Origin of the sequence: Labrys wisconsinensis (assembly GCF_030814995.1) — a bacterium.
In the GTDB taxonomy this organism is placed as follows: domain Bacteria; phylum Pseudomonadota; class Alphaproteobacteria; order Rhizobiales; family Labraceae; genus Labrys; species Labrys wisconsinensis.
Genome location: NZ_JAUSVX010000014.1, coordinates 183159 through 203113 on the forward strand (window position 1 = coordinate 183159; position 19955 = coordinate 203113).

At 69.8% G+C, this 19955-nt stretch carries 19 protein-coding genes; 12 read left to right on the forward strand and 7 right to left on the reverse strand.

Features of this window, described 5'->3' with window-relative positions:
• Nucleotides 1–79: 79 nt before the first annotated feature.
• Nucleotides 80–586, forward strand: coding sequence for a universal stress protein (locus QO011_RS30245; protein WP_307280756.1), 507 nt, complete (start codon nt 80–82; stop codon nt 584–586).
• A gap of 3 nt (nt 587–589) precedes the next feature.
• Here the strand turns inward: QO011_RS30245 and QO011_RS30250 are convergent, their stop codons facing one another.
• Together QO011_RS30250 and QO011_RS30255 are read right to left on the reverse strand one after the other, a co-directional pair.
• Nucleotides 590–1894: a COG3904 family protein gene (locus QO011_RS30250; RefSeq protein WP_307280758.1), complete on the reverse strand. Its 1305-nt coding sequence runs from the start codon at nt 1892–1894 to the stop codon at nt 590–592.
• Between the two features lie 196 nt (nt 1895–2090).
• Nucleotides 2091–3386, reverse strand: coding sequence for an NAD(P)/FAD-dependent oxidoreductase (locus QO011_RS30255; protein WP_307280761.1), 1296 nt, complete (start codon nt 3384–3386; stop codon nt 2091–2093).
• A gap of 206 nt (nt 3387–3592) precedes the next feature.
• On the opposite strand from QO011_RS30255, the gene QO011_RS30260 reads away from it, so the two are divergent.
• The 11 genes from QO011_RS30260 to QO011_RS30310 all read left to right on the forward strand — a co-directional run bounded on the left by QO011_RS30260 (nt 3593) and on the right by QO011_RS30310 (nt 16012).
• Nucleotides 3593–4684, forward strand: a complete 1092-nt coding sequence (locus tag QO011_RS30260; RefSeq protein ID WP_307280763.1) for an acyltransferase family protein — start codon at nt 3593–3595, stop codon at nt 4682–4684.
• The gene (locus QO011_RS30265; protein WP_307280765.1) at nt 4681–5505 is read left to right on the forward strand and encodes a glycoside hydrolase family 16 protein; all 825 of its coding nucleotides are present in this window, start codon (nt 4681–4683) and stop codon (nt 5503–5505) included. Before QO011_RS30260 ends, QO011_RS30265 begins: the two co-directional genes overlap by 4 nt.
• 88 nt (nt 5506–5593) lie before the next feature.
• On the forward strand, nt 5594–6787 hold the full coding sequence (locus QO011_RS30270) for a caspase family protein (RefSeq protein WP_307280766.1): 1194 nt from the start codon (nt 5594–5596) through the stop codon (nt 6785–6787).
• Nucleotides 6784–7545, forward strand: coding sequence for a M15 family metallopeptidase (locus QO011_RS30275; RefSeq protein WP_307280768.1), 762 nt, complete (start codon nt 6784–6786; stop codon nt 7543–7545). The genes QO011_RS30270 and QO011_RS30275 overlap by 4 nt, the downstream gene beginning before the upstream one ends.
• A 12-nt stretch (nt 7546–7557) precedes the next feature.
• On the forward strand, nt 7558–8067 hold the full coding sequence (locus tag QO011_RS30280; protein ID WP_307280771.1) for a SixA phosphatase family protein: 510 nt from the start codon (nt 7558–7560) through the stop codon (nt 8065–8067).
• A gap of 1 nt (nt 8068) precedes the next feature.
• Nucleotides 8069–8371: a hypothetical protein gene (locus QO011_RS30285; protein ID WP_307280774.1), complete on the forward strand. Its 303-nt coding sequence runs from the start codon at nt 8069–8071 to the stop codon at nt 8369–8371.
• Between the two features lie 10 nt (nt 8372–8381).
• Entirely contained in the window at nt 8382–9845 is a 1464-nt protein-coding gene (locus tag QO011_RS30290) for a YcjX family GTP-binding protein (RefSeq protein ID WP_307280776.1), read from the forward strand.
• A gap of 10 nt (nt 9846–9855) precedes the next feature.
• Nucleotides 9856–10899 (forward strand): YcjF family protein, encoded by a 1044-nt coding sequence (locus QO011_RS30295; RefSeq protein WP_307280780.1) that lies wholly within the window; start codon nt 9856–9858, stop codon nt 10897–10899.
• 204 nt (nt 10900–11103) lie between these two features.
• Complete coding sequence (locus QO011_RS30300; protein ID WP_307280783.1) at nt 11104–12465, forward strand: flagellar hook protein FlgE; 1362 nt, start codon at nt 11104–11106, stop codon at nt 12463–12465.
• Nucleotides 12466–12599: 134 nt separating this feature from the next.
• Entirely contained in the window at nt 12600–14459 is a 1860-nt protein-coding gene (gene flgK, locus QO011_RS30305; RefSeq protein WP_307280786.1) for a flagellar hook-associated protein FlgK, read from the forward strand.
• A gap of 11 nt (nt 14460–14470) precedes the next feature.
• Nucleotides 14471–16012, forward strand: coding sequence for a flagellin family protein (locus QO011_RS30310; RefSeq protein ID WP_307280788.1), 1542 nt, complete (start codon nt 14471–14473; stop codon nt 16010–16012).
• Nucleotides 16013–16174: 162 nt separating this feature from the next.
• Here the strand turns inward: QO011_RS30310 and flaF are convergent, their stop codons facing one another.
• The 5 genes from flaF to QO011_RS30335 all read right to left on the reverse strand — a co-directional run bounded on the left by flaF (nt 16175) and on the right by QO011_RS30335 (nt 19947).
• On the reverse strand, nt 16175–16495 hold the full coding sequence (gene flaF, locus QO011_RS30315) for a flagellar biosynthesis regulator FlaF (protein ID WP_307280897.1): 321 nt from the start codon (nt 16493–16495) through the stop codon (nt 16175–16177).
• Between the two features lie 16 nt (nt 16496–16511).
• The gene (flbT, locus tag QO011_RS30320) at nt 16512–16916 is read right to left on the reverse strand and encodes a flagellar biosynthesis repressor FlbT (protein WP_307280790.1); all 405 of its coding nucleotides are present in this window, start codon (nt 16914–16916) and stop codon (nt 16512–16514) included.
• Nucleotides 16917–17028: 112 nt separating this feature from the next.
• Nucleotides 17029–18477 (reverse strand): flagellin N-terminal helical domain-containing protein, encoded by a 1449-nt coding sequence (locus QO011_RS30325; RefSeq protein ID WP_307280792.1) that lies wholly within the window; start codon nt 18475–18477, stop codon nt 17029–17031.
• 159 nt (nt 18478–18636) lie between these two features.
• Nucleotides 18637–19035 carry a flagellar protein FlaG gene (locus QO011_RS30330; RefSeq protein ID WP_307280795.1) on the reverse strand — a complete coding sequence of 133 codons (399 nt, stop codon included), beginning with the start codon at nt 19033–19035 and terminating at the stop codon, nt 18637–18639.
• 228 nt (nt 19036–19263) lie between these two features.
• On the reverse strand, nt 19264–19947 hold the full coding sequence (locus QO011_RS30335; RefSeq protein WP_307280798.1) for an ATP-binding cassette domain-containing protein: 684 nt from the start codon (nt 19945–19947) through the stop codon (nt 19264–19266).
• Nucleotides 19948–19955 lie beyond the last annotated feature (8 nt).

The window sequence follows — 19955 nt, forward strand, 5'->3', positions numbered from 1 at the left end:
TCGACCGGAAAAGGGCGTATGATGCGGCCGCGGCACCGATGGTGTTCGCGGCCTGGACGATGAGATGGAGGAGGGCATCATGTTCCACTCGATTGTCGTTCCGGTCGACCTCGCCGAGGTCGACCTCGCGCGACCCGCGATCGAGCACGCAGCGCAGCTGGTTCGGGAGTCGGGCGGTCGGATGACGCTGGTCAACGTCGTGCCGATCATGCCCGTGATGATGATGGACACCGTGCCGGTCAGCTACGAGGCCGAGATTGCCGAGAAGGCCAAGGCTTCGCTCGCCGACCTCGCGGCGACCGTCGACCTGCCGCGGTCCCAGATCGGGACGACCGTGCGGATCGGCGGCATCCAGCACGAGATTCTGGCTGTCGTGAAGGAGGAGAGGGCCGATCTCATCCTGCTCGGCTCGCACGAGCCGCACCTGTCGACCTATCTGCTCGGCTGCAACGCCAGCGCCATCGTGCGCCATGCCCATTGCTCGGTGCTGGTGCTGCGCGAGCGGCCGGAGCAGGTCGGCGGCCACGAGATACCGGCCGCCAAGCTCGGAACCGCGATGCCGGCGACCGGCCTGCCGGTCTCCTGAGGCTCACGCGCCGCGGCAGGCGGCCATGACGTTGGAGACGGCCTCGGCGGCGCTGTGGCCGTCGATCGAAGCGCCGGGGCTGGCCGGCTGGCCCTGACGGTCGAGCACGGCGAAGGTGAGCCGGTCGGCCTTCTGCAGGGCCTTGAGGTCGCCGTCGCCGAGCAGGGCGGCGAGGCCCTGCTCGCCCTGGGCGGGTGCGGCGACCGAGGTGATCTCCACGTCCCTCTCGGCGAGGCGCAGGCGCTTGGCGGCGAAGGCCGCGGCGCGGATATGCTCGAGATCGAGCGGATCGAGCGCCTTGAACGTCACCTCCAGCCGCGCCGTATCGGTCCTGAGGCAGGCCAGCGAGATCGTCACATCATTGTCGCTGAAGCGGGCCGAGGCCAGGCCCTGGGGCTGGCGCAGCACCGTCCAGACACCCTGCACCGGCGGCGCAGCGGCCGTGACCGAGATCGGCTGCGCCAGGGCGGCGGCGGCCGCGCGGGGCTGGGCCGGGGCGGCGGCGATCTGCGGCGGATTCTGGGCCGCCTGGATCACGTCCGACAGCATCGCCGCCTTGTCCGCCGGCAGGGGAGCGGTGACCATGCCGATCTCGATCAGACGGTCGTCCGGCACCACGTCCATGCTGGTGAAGGGAGTGCGCAGCGTGGTGATGAAGAAGGAGATGTCGATGCCCATCTCCTTGACATAATCGTAGACGCCGACGACCTGGCGGCCATAGTCGCGGACGATCTGGTTCATCTGGGCGGCGCTGAAGCTCTCGTCCTCGGCGAATTGCGGCGAGAACTGGTGCACGCCGGCCTTGGAGCCGGGCGTGAGGAAGCGCTGGACGCCGCCGAGCATCACCATCGAGCAGGCGGAGTAGCAGCCGGCGCCGTCGAACACCACGCCGGCGGGCGTCTTGCGCGCCTGGCCCACCACCGTGGTCCAGCCGGACTGGCGGATGCGCCGGCCCATGATCAGGGCGGGGACCACCTTGCCGCCGATCGAGTCGAAGGCGACCACCACACGCGGCGCGGTCTGCGGCTTCGGCGCGCCGGTGCTGCGATCCTCCCGGGGCAGCAGGCCCTTCAGCCGGCTGTCGGCGATGAACACGGCGAACTGGCGCGCCGTCTCGTCCATGATCTCGCCCCTGGCGTTGATCACGACGCAGCCGGGGCAGTCGGCCCCCGCGGAGACGACGGCAAAGCTCATGGGCGTGGTGCCGTCGCTCGCGCTTGCCGGCTGGCAGGCCAGGACGGCGGCGAGGAGACCAGCGCACACGAAGCTGCCGATGCGCATCGAAACGCGCAAAACTTCTGGGAGCATCGCTCCCTTTCCCGTTGCGGTTGACGATCGCGCCATGATGCCTTCTCCACGCGGCGCTGTCGACGGTCGGCGCGGCGCCTGCGACAGTCCATCCCGGGCTGTGCTCTGCCGGCAACCCGTGCCGTCGGGGGCCGGCGCCAAGGTTCGGACCGGCGCCAGGCAAAATCTGTGCGAAAGCGCAAGCCGCGCGACGGGCTCAGCCACGCCGCTCGTCGAGCCAGTCCTGGAATCCGAGGCGCCAATATTCGAACTGCGCCGCCAGGCGTCCGGCCGCGCCATGGGTCGGGGCGAGGCCGAACGGGGCGAACAGGCGATAGCTGTCGTCGCGCTCGGCCAGCGCCCGCGCCAGCACCAGCCCGGCCATGGCCGTGGTGTTGAGCCCGTGGCCGCCGAAGGCCGAGGCGACCCAGACGTCGCGCTCGACCGCGCCGATCTGCGGCATCTTGTGGCGGGCATAGCCCATGACGCCGGCCCAGGCGTGGTCGATGCGCACGCCTTTCAGGGCCGGGAAGGTGCGGGCCATGTCGCGCGCCAGCGCCCGGGCGAGCCGCGCCGGCGGCGGCGGACGGCGCCGTGTGGTGATGCCGCTGCCCCACATCAGGCGCGAGCCGTCGACGATGCGGAAATAGTTGCCGGCCCGCCGCGTGTCGGTGACCGCGCCGGCGAAGCGCATGATCGCTTCGAGCCGCTCGCCCAGCGGCTCGGTGACGGCGATGAAGGTGGAGACCGGCACCACCGCCCGCGCCACGCGCCGGTGCAGGCCGGGCGGCAGCGCCGCCGAGCCGCACAGCACGATCCGGTCGCAGCGCACCGCGCCCTTCGCCGTCCGCACCACCCGGCGGAGCGAGCGCAGATCGAGGCCGACCGCCGGCGAGTGCTCGTAGAGCCGGACGCCGGCCCTGGCCGCGTCGGCCGCCAGGCCCAGGCAATAGTTCAGGGGATGGATGTGGAAGGCCTGCATGTCGTAGAGGCCGGCATGGTAGGCGGGCGTGCGCAGGACCTCGCGCACCTGCGCGCGTGGCCAGAACAGCGGCGCGTCGCCGTAGAACCTGGCCCGGCGCTCGGCCTCGGCCCGGAAGGCGTCGACGCCGGCCGCGTGCCGCACCACCTTGAGCGCGCCGCCGGTCAGCGCGACGCCCGGCATGCGGGTGCTCTCCACCGCGTCGCGAACATAGGCCATGCCCTCGCGCGAGAGCGCGTGCAGCGCCTTGGCATGGTCGAGCCCGACCCGCTTCTCGATCTCCCCCTGGCCCTCGGCGAAGCCGGCCAGCACGAAGCCGCCATTGCGCCCGGAGGCGCCGGAGGCGATGCGATCGGCCTCGAGCAGCACCACGTTCCACCCCCGGCGGGCGAGCTCGCGCGCCGTCGTCAGGCCCGCGAGGCCGCCGCCGACGACGCACACGTCGGCATCGGTGGCGAAATCGAGCTCCGGCCGCTCGGCACGCGGGACGCTGGAGACTTCGTACCAGGTGGTGAACGGCGGCTGGCCCATCGGCGGCCTTGGTAGCGGATCGGCGCCGCGCGTCAAAGCGGCGTTTCGCTCCGGGCGGCGGCAATCCGTGAATCCGCCTTAACCCGCCGGCAAGGATTCGCTTGCCGAAGCGTTAAGCCCGTTCTCAGAGGGGACCCAGCGTCAATTGATCGGTTACTCCTCGTCGTGTTTAATCGAATCCGAGATATTAAAATTGGAATGAAACCATGTCGCGCGAGATTCCGTCAGCAGACCGGAATATCTATGGCGTCCAGTATTTGCGGGCGCTGGCGGCTATCTTCGTGGTGTATTTCCATACCCACGTCTACACCGAGAGCTTTGCCTGGTCGTTGCCGCGCGCCTTCGGCGCCAGCGGCGTCGACCTGTTCTTCGTGATCAGCGGCTTCATCATGATGACGATCACGGCGCGCTCGAATGTTTCGCCGGCACAGTTCCTGCTGCGGCGCTTCCTGCGCATCGTGCCGCTCTATTGGGTGGTGACGCTGATCATCGTCGTCGCCGGTCTGGTCTACCCTCCGTCCATGCTCAAGAACGCGGTCAGCTTCGAGCATGTCGGTCTGTCGATGCTGTTCATTCCGCATAGAAATCCTGTCGATTTCTCCAACGCACCCTTCTTCAAGCTGGGGTGGACGTTGAACTACGAGGTCTATTTCTACCTCGTCTTCGCCACGCTCCTCCTGTTCCTGCGCACGCCGCGCGGCCGCCTGATGGCGATGACCCTCTATGCCGCCACGGTCTCGATCCTCTACATCGCGATCGAGCCCGCCGGGTCGATTCCGCAGGTCTACTGGAACCCCATCATCATCGAGTTCTGGATGGGAACGCTGGTCGGCTATCTCTTCCTCAAGGGCGATCTGTCGGCGCTGCCGCGCGGCCTCGCCCTGGCGCTGGTGCCGATATGCCTCGCCATGATGATGGCCTTCGTGCCCGACGATTCCGTGCGCATCCAGATCCACGGCGTCGCCAGCGCCGTGCTGCTGATGGCCGTGCTGTCGCTGGAGATGCGCGGCAGCCTGCCGCGGCGCAGCCTGCCGAACCTCCTGGGCGATGCCTCCTATTCCATCTACCTCGTCCATCCCCTGGTTGAATCCATGGCGCGGGTCGTCACCAAGGTGGCGCACCTGCCCGTCGACAATGCCGCGCTCGGGGCGGTGCTGGTGGTGGCGACGACGGTGGTCTCCGTGGCTGGCGGCGTCGCCGCCCATCTCTGGATCGAGAAGCCGCTGCTCGCCGCCCTGCGCCGGCTGGTCGAGCGCGGCCGTCCGGCGCCGATGGCGGTGCCGGTCGCCGCGCCGTGACGGCGCGCCTCAGCCGGCGCGACGGCCTGCGGCTGATCGGCCTCGCCGCGCTCGGTGCATCGGCCTCGCCGGCGACCGTCATGGCCGCAGCGGATGGGCTGGTCCATGCCGAGGATTTCTCCGACGCGCGAACTCTCGACACCGGCTTCTGGACGCTGGAGACCGGGTTCTTCCGCAACCAGGAGGAGCAGTACTACGACCCGGCCAATGTCTTCGTGCGGGATGGCGCGCTGGTGCTGGAAGGGCGCGCCGAGCTCAAGCGCAATGCCGCCTACGACCCCGCCGGACCGGACTGGACGCGCACGCGCCAATATGCCCGCTATTCCTCCGGCAGCATCCTGTCGCGCCGGGCCTTCCTCTATGGCGTGTTCGAGGTGGTGGCCCGCGTGCCCGCCGGGCTCGGCACCTGGCCTGCGATCTGGCTGATCGACGAGCGCGGCGCCCCCTATCGCGAGATCGACATCATGGAGGCCGTCGGCGTCACGCCCGACACGGTCTTCTCGTCCGTCCATGCCGGCACCTCGCTGGCCGACCTCCGGCACTGGTCGGGCCAGGCGGCGATGCCGCGCCTTGCCGAGGGCTTCCACACCTACCGGCTCGACTGGCGGCGCGACGCCGTGACGATCGCCGTCGACGGCCGCACCGTGCTCGCCATGGATCCGGAGGCGGCGCGGGTCGGCGGCGCCGATCCGCTGCGCCGGCCGATGCAGCTGCGCATCAACCTGGCGCTCGGCGGCTCCTGGGGCGGACGCATCGACGATACCGTCCTGCCGGCCCGGCTGGAGATCCGCTCGGTGCGGGTCTGGGCGCCTGCGGCCTGAGCCGGCCGTCCGGTCTGTGCCTTTTCGCGCGTTCCCCGCGGCCGGGAGGGGTGATAAGACGGAACCCCACGGTCTGCGGAGATCCGCCATGCCGCGCATTGCTCTTCGCCTGCTCTTCCTCATGGCGCTCGCCGCCTTCGCCGGGCGGGCCGAGGCTGCGACCAAGGCGGCCCTGGTGATCGGCAACGGCGCCTACCAGAACGTCACGCGGCTGGCGAACCCCGTCAACGACGCCACCGACATGGCCGCTGCCCTGCAGCGCATCGGCTATGCCGTCACGCTCGTCACCGATGGCGATCTTTCCACCATGAACAACGGCCTGCGCAGCTTCCTGCGCGACGCCGACCATGCCGATGCCGCCCTGGTGTTCTATTCCGGGCACGGCGTGCAGGTTAAAGGCGACAACTATCTCCTGCCGGTCTCGGCCAGGATCGAGGACGAGCTCGACCTCGACACCCAGAGCCTGTCGCTGAGCAAGCTGCGCCAGCTCGTCGACGGCGCCGCGCCCAAGGTGCAGATCCTGATCCTCGATGCATGCCGCGACAATCCGCTCGCCCGCCAGCTCGTGCGCGGGGGTGGCACACGCGGCCTGGCGCGCATCGACCTCGACCCTTCCTCGAGCGGCACGCTCATCGCCTACTCCACCGCGCCCGGCGCGGTGGCGCAGGACGGCAGTGGGCGCAATTCGCCCTTCACCCAGGCGCTGCTCGCCCATATCGAGACCCCGAACCTCGACATCCGCCAGATGTTCGGCGAAGTCCGGGCCGATGTCGACCGCACCACCCAGGGCGCCCAGCGCCCCTGGGTGGAGGAGGCGATCATCGGCTCCTTCGCCATGTCGGGCGCGGCCGGCCAGCCCGGCGCGGTCAAGGTGGTGGAGCAGCCCGCCCAGCCCGTGACGCCGGTGCAACCGCCGCCGCAGCCGGTGCAGCCGCCGCCCCAGCCCGTCCAGCCGCCGCCGGAGCAGCAGGCCAGCCTGCAGCCGGTGCCGATCCCCGAGGCGCCGCCGCGCCAGCAGCTGCGGGCGGTGCGCGAGTTCATCCTGCCCGATTCGGCCAGCCGCCGCCTGAGCTGGAACGACCTGTCCGGCTTCAATGCGGCGCAGCTGCGCGTCGCCCGCAACGAGATCTATGCGCGCCGCGGCCGCTTCATGAAGGACGCGCAGCTGCGCGCCTATTTCTCGCAGTTCTCCTGGTACCAGCCCTTCACCTGGGACGTGCAGCTCAGCGCGGTGGAGAAGGCCAATGTTGCCCTGATCCAGCAGGCGGAGGCGGCGCAGTGAGGCATCTTGCTCTGGCCGGCCTCGTCCTCGGCCTGCTCACGGCGCCGGCCGCCGCCGATCCCAGGCTCGATGCCCTGGTCGCCGCCTATCCCGATTTCGTCGCCGGCTACGACGCCAAGGACCTGATCCTGAAGAGCGGCCAGCGCATCCCGATCTCGGACGGGAAGACGAAGACGCCGGAGCAGCGCCTCGACGGCGCCGACATCGCCGACATGTTCGCCGTCGCCTATCCCCTCGGAGCGTCGAAGCCGCCCTCCGGCCCGGCGGACGATCCGGGACGGGCCCGGAACCGCGCCCTGTTCGACGCCATGTACGGCGATTGCAGCAAGGGCGGCGTGAAGCTCAAGACCATCGCCTGGCTGCCGCATCTCCACGGCGGCTCGCTGCAGGTCGTGGTCGCCAACGGCGTCGCCGACCGGCTCGAGGCGGTCTCGCGCGAGCTCGAGGCGCTGCCGGAAAAGCTGCAGCCCTACCTCAAGCCCTCGGCCGGCACCTACAATTGCCGCGCCATCGCCGGCACCAGCCGCATGAGCATGCACGCTTATGGCGCGGCCATCGACCTCAATGTCCGCTTCTCCGACTATTGGCGCTGGGGCGGGGCCAAGCGGGAGACCGACCCGGTGGTGTACAAGAACCGCATCCCGCAGGAGATCGTCGCGATCTTCGAAAAGCATGGCTTCATCTGGGGCGGCAAATGGTATCACTACGACACCATGCATTTCGAGTACCGCCCGGAAATCCTGGCGCTCGCCAGATAGTGGAAAGCCTTCATGCGCCGGTTGATGCTTCTGCGCCATGCCAAGTCCGACTGGCCGAAGGGCGTGTCCGACCGTGACCGTCCGCTCGGCCCGCGCGGGCGTCACGACGCGCCGCACATGGGCGAGGAGATGGCCCTGCGCGGGCTGAAGCCGGACCTCGCCGTGATCTCGACGGCGCAGCGCACCCGCGAGACCTGGGAGCTCGTCGCGCCCTGCCTCGGACCGGTGGAGCATCGGTTCGAGTCGGCGATCTACGAAGCCGAGCCCAAGGCCATCCTCGCCCTGATCCGCGCTATCGACGATGGCGTCGGCACGCTCCTGGTGATCGGCCACAATCCGGGCCTGGAGTTGACCGCCGCCCTGCTCATCGGCGGCGGCGCCGAGCGGCTGCGCGACCGGCTCGGCGAGAAATTCCCGACCGCGGCCCTGGCGGTGATCGAGTTCCACGAGGGTGGCTGGGCTGATATCGGCCAGGGCAGGGGCGAGCTGGCGCTGTTCCTGACGCCGCGCGATCTCGACTGAGGTGCTGAAGGCCAATTTCGCCCTTGCGATCAAGGTGAAGCAGGATATTCCGCATTATCTGGTCGAGCATCGCAAGTGGCCGAGGCCGTGCATCGCCACGACGGCGCGGACCGTGATGCGCCAGCTCCTCCTCGGCAATGCCCACCATCCCTCCGCGATGTGCGCCGCCGGCGATCGGAACCAGGCTCGGCGCGACACGGTTGACTGCCGCGCCGGCGCGCCGGATGAAGGCGTGCGGCGCAGGCCTCGCGCAATCGCGCCGGCATCGCCATATGGCGTCGTGTCCGCGTACCCGAAAGGATGAGCATCGCCCGATGCCCGGTTGGAGTTCCCTGGTCGACGAGGCCCTGATCGCCGCAAGGAGCATCGCCGACTATGCGGCAGGCACGCTCAATCCGACGCTGCGGCTCGGCGTCACCGGCCTGTCGCGGGCCGGCAAGACGGTGTTCATCACCGCCATGGTGCAGGCGCTGGTCGAGGGCGGGCGGCTGCCGGTGTTCCGGGCCCAGGCGGAGGGGCGCGTCGCCCGGGCCTCGCTGTCGCCGCAGCCCGACGACACCGTGCCGCGCTTCGACTACGAGACGCATCTCGCCGACCTCGTCGGCCCTGACCGCCGCTGGCCGGATTCGACCCGCCAGATCTCCGAGCTGCGCCTCACCATCGAGTTCCAGTCGGCACGCCGCTTCGGCTCGGCCATGTCGACCCTGACGCTCGACATCGTCGACTATCCCGGCGAGTGGCTGCTCGACCTGCCGCTCCTGCAGAAGTCCTATGCCGAATGGTCGGCCGAGACCCTGGCCGCCAGCCGCGCCGGCTCGCGCCCGGCCCTGGCGCGCGACTGGCACGGCCATCTCGCCGGCCTCGATCCGGACGGGCCGGCCGACGAGACGGCGGCGCGCATGGCCGCGCAGCTCTTCACTGCCTATCTCCGCGCCGGCCGCGACGAGCGCTACGCCCTCTCGACCCTGCCGCCCGGCCGCTTCCTGATGCCGGGCGACCTCGACGGCTCGCCGGCGCTCACCTTCGCGCCGCTCGACCTGTCTCCCGGCAGCGACGTACGGCCGGGCTCGCTGCGCGCCATGATGGAGCGGCGCTACGAGGCCTACAAGCAGAAGGTGGTGAAACCCTTCTTCGTCGAGCATTTCGCCCGGCTCGATCGCCAGGTCGTGCTGGTCGACGCCCTGGCCGCCTTCAATGCCGGGCCGCAGGCGGTGCGCGACCTGGAAACCGCTCTGGCCTCGGTGCTCTCCGCCTTCCGGGTCGGCGCCAATTCCTGGCTCTCGGCCCTGTTCCGTCCGCGGGTGCAGCGGATCCTGTTCGCCGCCACCAAGGCCGACCACCTGCACCATACCAGCCACGACCGGCTGGAGGCGATCCTGCGCCGCCTCGCCGACGCTGCCATCGAGCGGGCCGCCTTCGCCGGGGCCGCGGTCGACGTGGTGGCGCTCGCCTCGGTGCGCGCCACGCGCGAGGCGACGGTGAAGCAGGGGCGGGAGAGCCTGCCCTGCATCATCGGCACGCCGGTGGCCGGCGAGCGCTCGCCGACCGAGGTGTTCGACGGCACGGCCGAGATCGCCGTCTTCCCCGGCGAGCTGCCCGCCGATCCCCAGGCGATCTTCTCGGAGGCCACCTTTGCCGGGCTGGAGAGCGGCGTGGGCGAGCGCGTCGACTACCGCTTCATCCGCTTCCGTCCGCCGCTGGTGGAGCCGGGCCGGGTGCTGCCGCATATCCGGCTCGACCGGGCGCTGGAATTCCTGATCGGCGACAAGCTGGCGTGAGGGGCGATCCATGACCGACGAACGCCGCGGGCCCCGCGCCTTCCGTCTCGACGATCCCCGGGTCGTGGTCGCCGATCCCGGCCTCGAGGCCCCGTCGCCGCGCCCGCGCGGCGCGGTGGTGGTGACGCCGGAGCCGGACAGCGCCGTCGAAGGCGCCGCAGCCCCGCCGCCCGTGCCGCGCCGCCGTTCGCGCTGGGGCGCCCTGTTCTGGAGCGCCGCCGGCGGCCTGGTGTCGCTGGCGGTCGGCCTGTCGGTGACCCGGCTGATCGATGACCTCTTCTCCTATGCCGACTGGCTCGGCTGGCTCGGCGCCGCGCTGGCGGCGCTCGCGGCCGTCGCCTTCCTCGCCATCGCCCTGCGCGAGGCCGCCGGCCTGATGCGGCTGGCGCGCATCGAAGGGCTGCACGACCGGGCGGTGGCCGCCATCGCCGCCGACGACCGCGACCTCGCGCGCAAGCTCACCGGCGATCTGGTGGCGCTCTACCGCGCCGACCCGCGCACGGCCCGGGCCCGCGCCGTGGTCGAATCCGCGGCGCGCGAGATCGTCGACGGCGCCGATCTCGTGCGCGTCGCCGAACGCGAGCTCATGGCTCCGCTCGATGCCGAGGCGCGTCGCCTGGTGGCCGACGCCGCCAAGCGCGTCTCGCTGGTGACGGCGGTCAGCCCGCGCGCCCTGGTCGACATCCTGTTCGTCGCCGGCGAGACGCTGCGCTTGGTCCGCCGTCTCGCGGTGCTCTATGGCGGACGGCCCGGCGGGCTCGGCCTGCTGCGCCTGCTGCGCCACGCGCTCGGCAACCTCGCCGTCACCGGCGGCATGGCCGCCGGCGATTCGCTCCTCAGCCAGGCGCTCGGCCACGGTCTCGCCTCGCGCATCTCCGCCAAGCTCGGCGAGGGGGTGCTCAACGGCATCCTGATCGCCCGGCTCGGCCTCGCCGCCATCAGCGCCACGCGCCCGCTGCCCTTCGCCGCCCTGCCGCAGCCGAACGTCGCTGATGTGGCGGGCGGCCTGTTCGCCAAGGCGGGCAACGGCGCCGAGGCTCGCGAGCAGGACTGAGGGCGCGGGATCGGTGCATCCGGCCCTCCCGGCGTTCGGCGGGGCGGCAAAAACTGCCCGGCCGCCGGCGCTTTTTGCCGCCCCGCGCGCGGCTTCCGCCCTGCAAGCTCCTGATTCCATGCGAGAAAAATTCTGGCACGGCCCCTGCAGCGCGCCGCCCGGGCCAGCGCGCCGTGTCGGCGTGCTGCAGGGGAGTTGAGTGGGATGGGCATTTTCAGCGCCTTGTCGACGGCCGTCAGCGGGTTGAGGGCGCAGTCCTTCGCCCTGGAGAACATTTCCGGCAACATCGCGAACTCGCAGACCATCGGCTACAAGCGCAGCGACACCAGCTTCCTCGACCTGATCTCGGCCGACGGCCCCGCCGCCTACCAGACCGCCGGCTCGGTGCGGGCGCTGACGCGCTCCAGCAACAGCGTTCAGGGCAGCGTGCAGAACTCGGACATCGCCACCAACATGGCGATCAACGGCGACGGCTATTTCATCGTCGGTGCCAAGGCCGGCTCGGCCGGCGGCGGTCCGGTCTTCGGCGCGGAGAGCCTCTACACCCGCCGCGGCGACTTCTCCCTCGACAAGAGCGGCTATCTCGTCAACGGCGCCGGCTACTACCTCAAGGCCTTGCCGGTCGATCCGGCCACCGGCAGCCCGTCCTCCGGCATGCCCGTGCCGGTGCAACTCACCAAGTCCTTCCTGGCGGCCAAGCCGACGCAGACCATCACCTATCGCGCCAACCTGCCGCAGTTCCCGCTGACCTCGCAGGCCGATGCCAGCGTCCCCGGCAGCGAGCTGCTGCCGGCCGGGCTGATCGACGGCACCGGCCCCGCCGGCACCTCGATCAGCGGCGACGAGCAGTCCAGCTTCCTGTCCAATTCGATCTCGGGCGGGGCGGTCACCGCCTATGACGCCAACGGCAATCCGGTGAGCCTGCAGCTGCGCTGGGGCAAGGTATCGGACTCGCCGGCGACCTGGAACCTGTTCTACCAGTCCAACACCTCGGCGACCGGCACGGACACCGCCTACCAGAACGTCGGCACCACCTTCACCTTCGACAGCGCCGGGCAGCTGACGTCGCCGACCGGCGGCTCGGTGTCGCTCGCCGGCGTGTCGGTCAACGGGGTCGGCCTCGGCGACGTCACCATGAACCTCGGCGCCAAGGGGCTGACGCAATATGCCGACGCCGGCGGCGCCGTGCAGGTCAACGCCCTGACGCAGGACGGCTATGCCGCCGGCGAGGTGATCAGCGTCGGCGTCACCGACGGCGGCCACGTCGTCGCCAACTATTCCAACGGCCAGACGCTGGAGATCGCCCGGGTGGTGCTGGCCACGTTCAACGGCCAGGACTCGCTGCAGAAGCGCGACGGCGGCGCCTTCGCGGAGACGCTCGATTCCGGCCCGCCGATCCTCGGCGGCAGCGCCGAGATCACCGGCTCGGCCACCGAGGCCTCCAACACCGACATCGCCAGCGAGTTCTCCAAGCTGATCGTCACCCAGCAAGCCTATTCCGCCAACACCCGCATCGTCTCGACCGCGGACCAGATGATGCAGGAAGCCCTCGGCATGAAGCGCTGAGCCGGCGGTGCGTCCTGGGGCATGATCGCTTCGAATTGGATTTGATCATGCTCTCCATCTCTTTGTTCTTGCGCATTTTTCTTCACGTGAACCGAGTGCGGGTTCGCTTGGGAATGCTCTAGCGAGGTCGGACCATGAGCTTGTCGAGCGCCATGCTGTCGGCCCTGTCCGGGCTGCGGGCGACGCAATCGGGCATGGGGGTGGTCGCCAACAACGTCGCCAATGCCGACACCCCCAACTACACGCGCAAGGTCCAGACCCCGCAGGAGGTGGTGTCGGGCGGCGTCGGCACGGGCGTGCGCGCCGGAGATGTGTCGCGCGTCCTCGACACGCTGGTGCAGAAGCAGCTCTGGACCGAGACGGCCGGCGGCACCTATGCCGCCACCAAGGCCGACTACCACGCCCGTCTCGACACGCTGTTCGGCACGCCGGGCAGCAGCACCTCGCTCGACGGCATCTTCAACGCCTTCACCCAGTCGCTGCAGGCGCTGGCCGCGACGCCGGACAGCGCCACGGCCCGCACCGGGGTGCTGGGCAGCGCCCGGGCGCTGGCCCAGCAGCTCAACAGCGCCACCGATACCGTGCAGTCCCTGCGCAGCAGCGCCGAGGCGCAGCTCGCCCAGGCGGTGCAGGACGCCAACGCCGCCCTGGCCGGCCTCAAGAGCGTCAGCGACCGCATCGACCGGCTGTCGGGTTCCGGGCAGGCGCCGGCGGCGCTGCTCGACGAGCGTGACGGCTATATCGCGCAGCTTTCCTCCCTGATGGACATCAAGGTCGCGTCCGCGGGCGGCAACAAGATCACGGTCACCACGGCGTCCGGCGCCCCGCTGTTCGACGGCGAGCCGGCCACGCTGTCCTTCGACGGCCGCGGCGAGCTCGGCGCCCGCGACCTCTACAGCACCGACCCGACGCAGCGCGGCGTCGGCACGATCACGCTGACCCCGCCGGGCGGCGGCGCCGCCACCGACATGATCGCCGGCAAGCAGATCCGCTCGGGCACCATCGGCGCGCTGATCGAGCTCCGGGACGACACCCTGGTGCAGGCCCAGACCCAGCTCGACACCATCGCCGGGCAGATGTCGCTGGCGCTGTCCAACACCAACGTCGCCGGCACGGCCGCCACGTCGGGCGGGCAGGCCGGCTTCAGCCTTGATCTCTCCGGCCTGCAGCACGGCAACCCGCTGACCGTCTCCTATAGCGTCGGCGGCGTGGCGAAGCAGGCGGTGTTCGTCGAGGTCAGCCCCGACACGCCGTTGCCCCTTCCGGCCTCCGCCAATGGCGGCGCCTCGAACGTCACGGTTGTGGGCTATACCGGCGGCGCGGACGGGGCCCGCGCCGCCATTGCCGCCACGCTCGGCGCCGGCTTCACGGTGTCGGGAACCGGCTCGAGCGTCACGGTGCTCGACGACGGCGCCGCCGGCACGACCGACGTCACCGGCCTGTCCGCGTCGGTGACCTCGACGGCCCTGAGCGGGGCGGGGACGGCTCTGCCGCTGTTCGTCGACGGCAGCGGCGGCACGCTCTACACCGGCAGCTTCGACGGCGGCCTGTCGCAGCGCACGGGCCTGGCCGGGCGCATCGCCGTCAATGCGGGGCTGATCGCCGATCCCTCGCTGCTGGTGCAATACGATGCCGGCGTGCAGACCGGCGACGCCACGCGGCCGCAGGCCATCCTCGACGCCCTGACCAAGACGAGCATGGCGTTCCAGCCGGATACCGGCATCGGCGGCACCGGCAATCCCTATGCCGGCACGATCGGCTCCTTCACCCGGGCCGTGGTCGAGGCCCAGGGGCGCGCCGGCGAGGTCGCCAAGAACCTCAATGCCGGCCAGCAGGTGGTGGTGAACGCCCTGGCCGACAAGCTGTCGGCGAGCGCCGGCGTCAGCATCGACGCGGAGATGTCCAACCTCCTGACGCTGCAGAACGCCTATGCCGCCAATGCCCGCGTCATGTCCACCATCCAGGACATGATGAAGACCTTGATGAACATGTAGGAGTGACGCCCGTGCAGATCGGTTCCTCTTCGCTGCTCTCCGGCGCGCTCAGCCGCTCGATGAGCGACCTCAAGGCCTCGTTCAACACGCTGACCTGGCAGCTCTCCTCCGGCCAGGTGTCGCAGACCTATGGCGGGCTGGGTGCCGGCCGCTCGACCTCGCTGGCCATGCATGCCCAGATCAGCCAGCTGCAGGGCTATACCAACACGATCGCCAATGTCGACCTGCGCATCGGCACCGCCTCCACGGCGCTCACCCGGCTCAACACGCTGGCCTCCGAGCAGCGCTCGGGCACGACCCTCACCAACGCGACGATCGTCGCCGGCGGCCAGACGCAGGCCCAGATCGATGCGCGCTCGCGCCTGGACGAGGCCTTGTCCGTGCTCGGCACCGACGTCGCCGGCAGCTATCTCTTCGGCGGCCGGGCCACCGACAAGAACCCGGTGGCGAGCGCCGACACCATTCTCGACGGCGACGGCACGGCGCTCGGCCTGCGCGGCGTCATCGCCGAACGCCGGACGGCGGATATCGGCACGGTGAACCTCGATACGTCAGGCGCGGCCTCGGTCGGCCGGCTGAACGTCTCGGCCGCGGGCGGGAGCTCCTTCACCCTGGCCGAGGACGGCACCCACCCCTTCGGCTTCAAGCTCGTCGGCGGCTCGACCACCATGACGGGCGCGACCATCTCCACGCCGAGCGGCAGCCCGCCGTCGCAGACCGTCTCCCTCGGCGCGCAGCCGACCGACGGCCAGACGATCACCCTCACCATGGCCCTGCCGGACGGCACCACCACCGACGTCACGCTCACCGCCTCCGCCAACGCCTCGCCGGACGATTCCGGCCAGTTCCAGATCGGCGCCACGGCGGCGGAGACGGCGGCGAACCTGCGCAATGCGGTCCTCGGCCGGCTCGACACCGAATCGCAGACGACGCTCTCCGCCGCCTCCTCGGTGGTGGCGGCGCAGGACTTCTTCGCCGGCGGCCCGAACACCCCGCCCAAGCGCGTCGATATCACCCCGCCCGCCACGGCCGCGACGGCGACCGCGCTGCGGGACGCGACGCCGACCGACACGGTGGTCTGGTACCAGGGGGACGACGACCCGAGCGTCGGCGCCCGCCAGTCGGCGACGGCCAAGGTCGACACCTCGCTCTCGGTCGACTACGGCGTGCGCGCCAACGAGCCCGGCATCGCCAAGCTGGTCGGCACGCTCGCCCTGTTCGCGACGGAGGTCGCCCCGGCGGGCGACGCCAACGCGACGGCGCGCAACACCGCCCTGGCCGACCGGGTGCGCACCGCCCTGGCGCCCGACAACAGCGCCGGCTCGGTCACCGCCATCACCACCGAGCTCGCCGGGGCGCAGCGTGTGGCGGATGCGGCCAAGGACCGGCACAAGACCGCGATCGCCACCGCCCGGGACCTGGTCGCCGGCGTCGAGCAGAGCGACGACAACACGGTGGCCGCCTCGCTCCTGGCGGTGCAGACGCGCCTGCAGGCGAGCTACCAGATGACCTCGATGCTGTCCAAGCTGACGCTGGTGAACTTCCTCGGCTGAACGCCGGACCGCCGACGCCCGCGGGCGTCGCAAACGGCGATCCCCCCGGATCGGTGATCCGGGGGGATGATTGTGGCGGGTACGCAAAACCCGGTTCCCGCGCAATCCGGCGCCCCGTTGGCTTCCCCGCCCGCGGCTTGCCGATCTCGAAGCTGTCGTGGTTCAGGCCGGCGTGTTGAGGCCGCTGGCGAGTTCGCGATTGAGGTCGATGAGAATCTTGATCTTGTCGGCGGAGGGCGCCTGCGCCGTCTCCAGGATCTGGCCGAGGATGAAGATGCCGAGATTGGCGACGTTCTCGCGAATATTGGCCGGCAGCGGGTTGTCCGGATTGGTCACCGCCGTCAGCAAGAACGTCCAGAGTTTTCTGTTAAAATCGAGGGCGTTGGAAAGGTCGGACTTCTTGTTGTCCCAGTCGTCCTGCACGGCCTGAAGCTGTCTGGCGGCTTTGAGCAGCAGAGATGCCTCAAGTTCGCGAGGATTCATCGTCACGGTGGCGGTCTTATAGTAAGCGTTCGCTCCGCTTTGCATTCGCCATCAATTCCTGTTCATACTCGATCAAGTCGCGAGCATCCTTGAGAGCCTTGTACATGCTCCCAGTTAATATTTTGTTGTTGATGCTTTCAATGATCCGCAGCGTGGAGGGGGCGGCGACGATCAGCTCCCGGACCAGGCCGAAATAGGTGGCGTGGTGGTCGGCCGGGGTCTGGGAGAGGTACATGCTCTGCACGGCGAGATAGATGCGCTTGGCCACGGTGTCGGCGGCCTCCGGCGTCATGATGTCCTTCTCGCGCAGGAGCGGCGCCTTGCCGTCGATCATCAGCTTGGTGCGCCCGCCCTCGTTGGTGATCAGGCAGTCGCCGAGGATGATGCGCTCGCCCGGCTTGAGCTCCACCTTGAGGGACATGGCACCTCCTGCCGAATCGGTCTCGCCGGAGGGTACAGCGCGCCGTGGGAAAGAAAACGGCGGCGCCTTGCGGGCGCCGCCGTCTCGTGGTCGCGTGAACGGCCGGGCTCGCTCAGCGCAGGAACTGCAGCACGGTCTGGTCCGCCTGCGAGGCGAAGGACAGCGAGGTGGTCTGCAACTGCTGGCGGGTGTTGAGGGCCAGGAGGTTGGCGCCTTCCTCGTTGGTGTCGGCCAGGGTCAGGTTGTCGGCGCCGACCTGCAGCGTGTTGGTCAGGGCCTTGGTGAAGTCCTGCCGGTTCTGCACGATCGAGAGGTTCGAGCCGAAGGCCGAGGACTGCGAGCGCAGCGTGGTCAGGGCGTCGGAGAGCTGGTTGAGGCGATCGTCGAGCGCCGAGTCGGACCCGAACTCGTCCGCCGTCGCGGCGCTGATGCCGAGCGTCGTGGTGTTGATGCCGCTGGCGTTCGTCGACTGGATCGTCAGGCTCGAGGTCGAGGTCTCGTTGAAGTTGAGCTTCAGCTTGTCGCCCTTCAGCAGGTTGACGCCGTTGAAGGAGGCGTCGTCCACCAGCTTGTTGAGCTGGTCGCGAACGCTGTTGAACTGCGTCACCAGGTTGTTGCGGAAGTCGTTGCCGCCCACCGTCTTCACGCCGGAGCCGCCGTCGAACTTGCTGGTCGAGGCGTTGTAGCCGGTGATCGACAGGTTGGAGGTGAAGTCGTTCTCGATGCGCAGGTTGCCGCCGTCGTTGGAGGCGCGGACCTTGCCGGAGAGCTTGGAGTTGTTGTTGATCGCGTCGACCAGCTGGTCGACGGTCTTGGGCGTGGTGCTGACCGTGGCTGAGGTGGTGGCGGCGGTGAGGCCGGTGGCGGTGAGAGCGGCGGCGTCGCCGCCGACGGTGACGTCGTTGCCGGAGGCGTTGGTCAGCACCAGCTTGGTGCCGGCCGCGTCCTTGGAGGCGACGATGCCGGAGCCGCCGGTGGCGGCGTTGATCTTGTCGACGGTGGTGTCGAGCGTGTCGCTGGTGGTGAGGGCGACGGTCACGGCACTGCCGCCGTTGACGTCGTCGGCCTGCAGCGTCAGGTTGCCGGCGGAGGCCGGGGCGGCGAAGTCGCTGGCGCCGGTCACCGTGGTGGTGCCGTTCAGCGAGACGTTGACGGCGGTCGAGCCGACGGCGCCGCCGGCGAAGCTCAGCGACTTGACGGTCGAGGTGCCGATGGCGCTGGCGTCGACGGCATAGGATGCGCTCTTGAACGACTTGTCCTGGCGGGCCTGGCGCACGGTCGCCTGCAGCGACTCGATCGAAGAGGTGATCGCCGAGATGCCGTCATTGGCGGACTTGATCGTCTGGATGCCGTTGGAGATGCCGTCGAGCAGGGCCGAGAGGTCGCTCGAGCGGCTGGTCAGCGAGGCGGCGGTGAAGAAGTTCGACGGGTTGTCGAGCGCCGAGTTGACCTTCTTGCCGGTCGCCAGCCGCGTCTGCGTCTGGTTCTTGAGATCGGCGGTCTGCTGGAGGTTGAGCAGGTTCGAGCGGACGCCTGCCGAGAGGGTGATGTTCGATGCCATTTGCCTTCCCTTCCTAGGAAGCTTGAGCGCTCTCATCCTGAGAGCCGGCCATCGTTGTGTGCCGGGCCGCTAAGAAGGGGTTAAATCCGGCTGGTGCGCCGCCTTTGCGGCGGCTTTCGCGCTGGAATGGTAAATGCTGGGTTGAGACCGCGGCCGTGGTCAGGCCGTCTTCTCGATCGCCGTCCCGGTGGTCTCGGCCGTGGAGCGGGCTGTGTCCCCGGTCTGCCGGAGATAGGCCCGGAGATCCAGGAGCGACTGGTCGGGGATCTGCAGCAGGACCTCGCCCGTGGCCGGATCGATGCGCTTGAACACCAGCGCTTCGGTCTTGCGGTCGCGCTCGAAGCGCGTCTCGCTGCGCTGGAAAGCCTCCGCCAGCCGCGACAGCGTCGCCGCGTGCGGGGAGACGTCGGTGCGCACGACATCGCTTCCCGCCGCCGCCGAGACGCTCTGCCCTGCGGACAGCTCCGTCGTCACCGCATCGCGCGGTGCCAGCGCATCGAGCCGTGTCGGATGGACCGGCACGGCCGCAAACGATTGTCGCAGAACTCCAACATCCATCGCGATCTCCCGTCGCAGCGCAGGCGTTCCTCCCGCAGCCTGAACAGAGACGATTGCAAGCAAGTGTGAATCCCTTGTTAGGGAATAAGGTAAATCGCGGATCTTAACGAATCGACGTGTCAAATTTAACGAATTGCGGGCGCGACATCGTGAAAGACTCGCGACGTTGTTGGAAGGGCGCCGTCGTTGCTGCCAATTCCCCGGAGGCAGTCGCGCAGCGGGCAGGGGTCAGGAGGCCAGCGTCAGCTCCGTGTCGATCAGCTCGGCGACGTCCTCCGGATGATGGAACACGCCGATCATCGCCACGCCTTCCGCCTTCAGCGCGCCGAGGCGGCGGATCAGGGCGTGCCGCGCGCCGGCATCGAGGCTGGCGGTGGGCTCGTCGAGCAGCAGCAGCCGCTGCGGCAGCACCAGCGCGCGGGCGAGGTTGACCTTCTGCTGCTCGCCGCCCGAGAAGGTGGAGGGATAGGCGCGCCACAATTCGCGCTTCACCCCGAATTCATCCAGCCGGCGATGCGCCTCGTCGAGCGCCTCGGCCCTGGCCCAGCCGGCCCGGCGCAGCGCCTCGGCCACGATCTCGTCCGCCGCCACGCGCGGGCGGGCGACCAGGAACTGGGTGACGAAGCCGATGTCGCGCTGCCTGAGCGCGGCCACGTCGACATCGGCGGCGCGGGCGAGGTCGATCCGCCCCTCCGCCGCCTCGAACCAGATCCGGCCGCCCTTGGGCACATAGGTGCGATAGAGCGTGCGCAGCAGCGTCGACTTGCCGGCGCCGTTGCGGCCGCGCACCAGCAGGAACTGGCCGGGACAGAGCCGGAAGCTCACGCCTTCGAAGGCGAAGACACGCTGCTCGAGGTGATGGATGTCGAAATGCTTGGCGAGGTCCTCGACCTCCAGCACGGGGCGGGGCATGGCGGGCC

Coding starts and splice junctions, on each gene's coding strand:
- QO011_RS30245 (WP_307280756.1), top strand. CDS start 80: ATGTTCCACTCGATTGTCGTTCCGGTCGACCTCGCCGAGGTCGACCTC.
- QO011_RS30250 (WP_307280758.1), bottom strand. CDS start 1,894: ATGCTCCCAGAAGTTTTGCGCGTTTCGATGCGCATCGGCAGCTTCGTG.
- QO011_RS30255 (WP_307280761.1), bottom strand. CDS start 3,386: ATGGGCCAGCCGCCGTTCACCACCTGGTACGAAGTCTCCAGCGTCCCG.
- QO011_RS30260 (WP_307280763.1), top strand. CDS start 3,593: ATGTCGCGCGAGATTCCGTCAGCAGACCGGAATATCTATGGCGTCCAG.
- QO011_RS30270 (WP_307280766.1), top strand. CDS start 5,594: ATGCCGCGCATTGCTCTTCGCCTGCTCTTCCTCATGGCGCTCGCCGCC.
- QO011_RS30280 (WP_307280771.1), top strand. CDS start 7,558: ATGCGCCGGTTGATGCTTCTGCGCCATGCCAAGTCCGACTGGCCGAAG.
- QO011_RS30290 (WP_307280776.1), top strand. CDS start 8,382: ATGCCCGGTTGGAGTTCCCTGGTCGACGAGGCCCTGATCGCCGCAAGG.
- QO011_RS30295 (WP_307280780.1), top strand. CDS start 9,856: ATGACCGACGAACGCCGCGGGCCCCGCGCCTTCCGTCTCGACGATCCC.
- QO011_RS30300 (WP_307280783.1), top strand. CDS start 11,104: ATGGGCATTTTCAGCGCCTTGTCGACGGCCGTCAGCGGGTTGAGGGCG.
- flgK (WP_307280786.1), top strand. CDS start 12,600: ATGAGCTTGTCGAGCGCCATGCTGTCGGCCCTGTCCGGGCTGCGGGCG.
- flaF (WP_307280897.1), bottom strand. CDS start 16,495: ATGAATCCTCGCGAACTTGAGGCATCTCTGCTGCTCAAAGCCGCCAGA.
- flbT (WP_307280790.1), bottom strand. CDS start 16,916: ATGTCCCTCAAGGTGGAGCTCAAGCCGGGCGAGCGCATCATCCTCGGC.
- QO011_RS30325 (WP_307280792.1), bottom strand. CDS start 18,477: ATGGCATCGAACATCACCCTCTCGGCAGGCGTCCGCTCGAACCTGCTC.
- QO011_RS30330 (WP_307280795.1), bottom strand. CDS start 19,035: ATGGATGTTGGAGTTCTGCGACAATCGTTTGCGGCCGTGCCGGTCCAT.
- QO011_RS30335 (WP_307280798.1), bottom strand. CDS start 19,947: ATGCCCCGCCCCGTGCTGGAGGTCGAGGACCTCGCCAAGCATTTCGAC.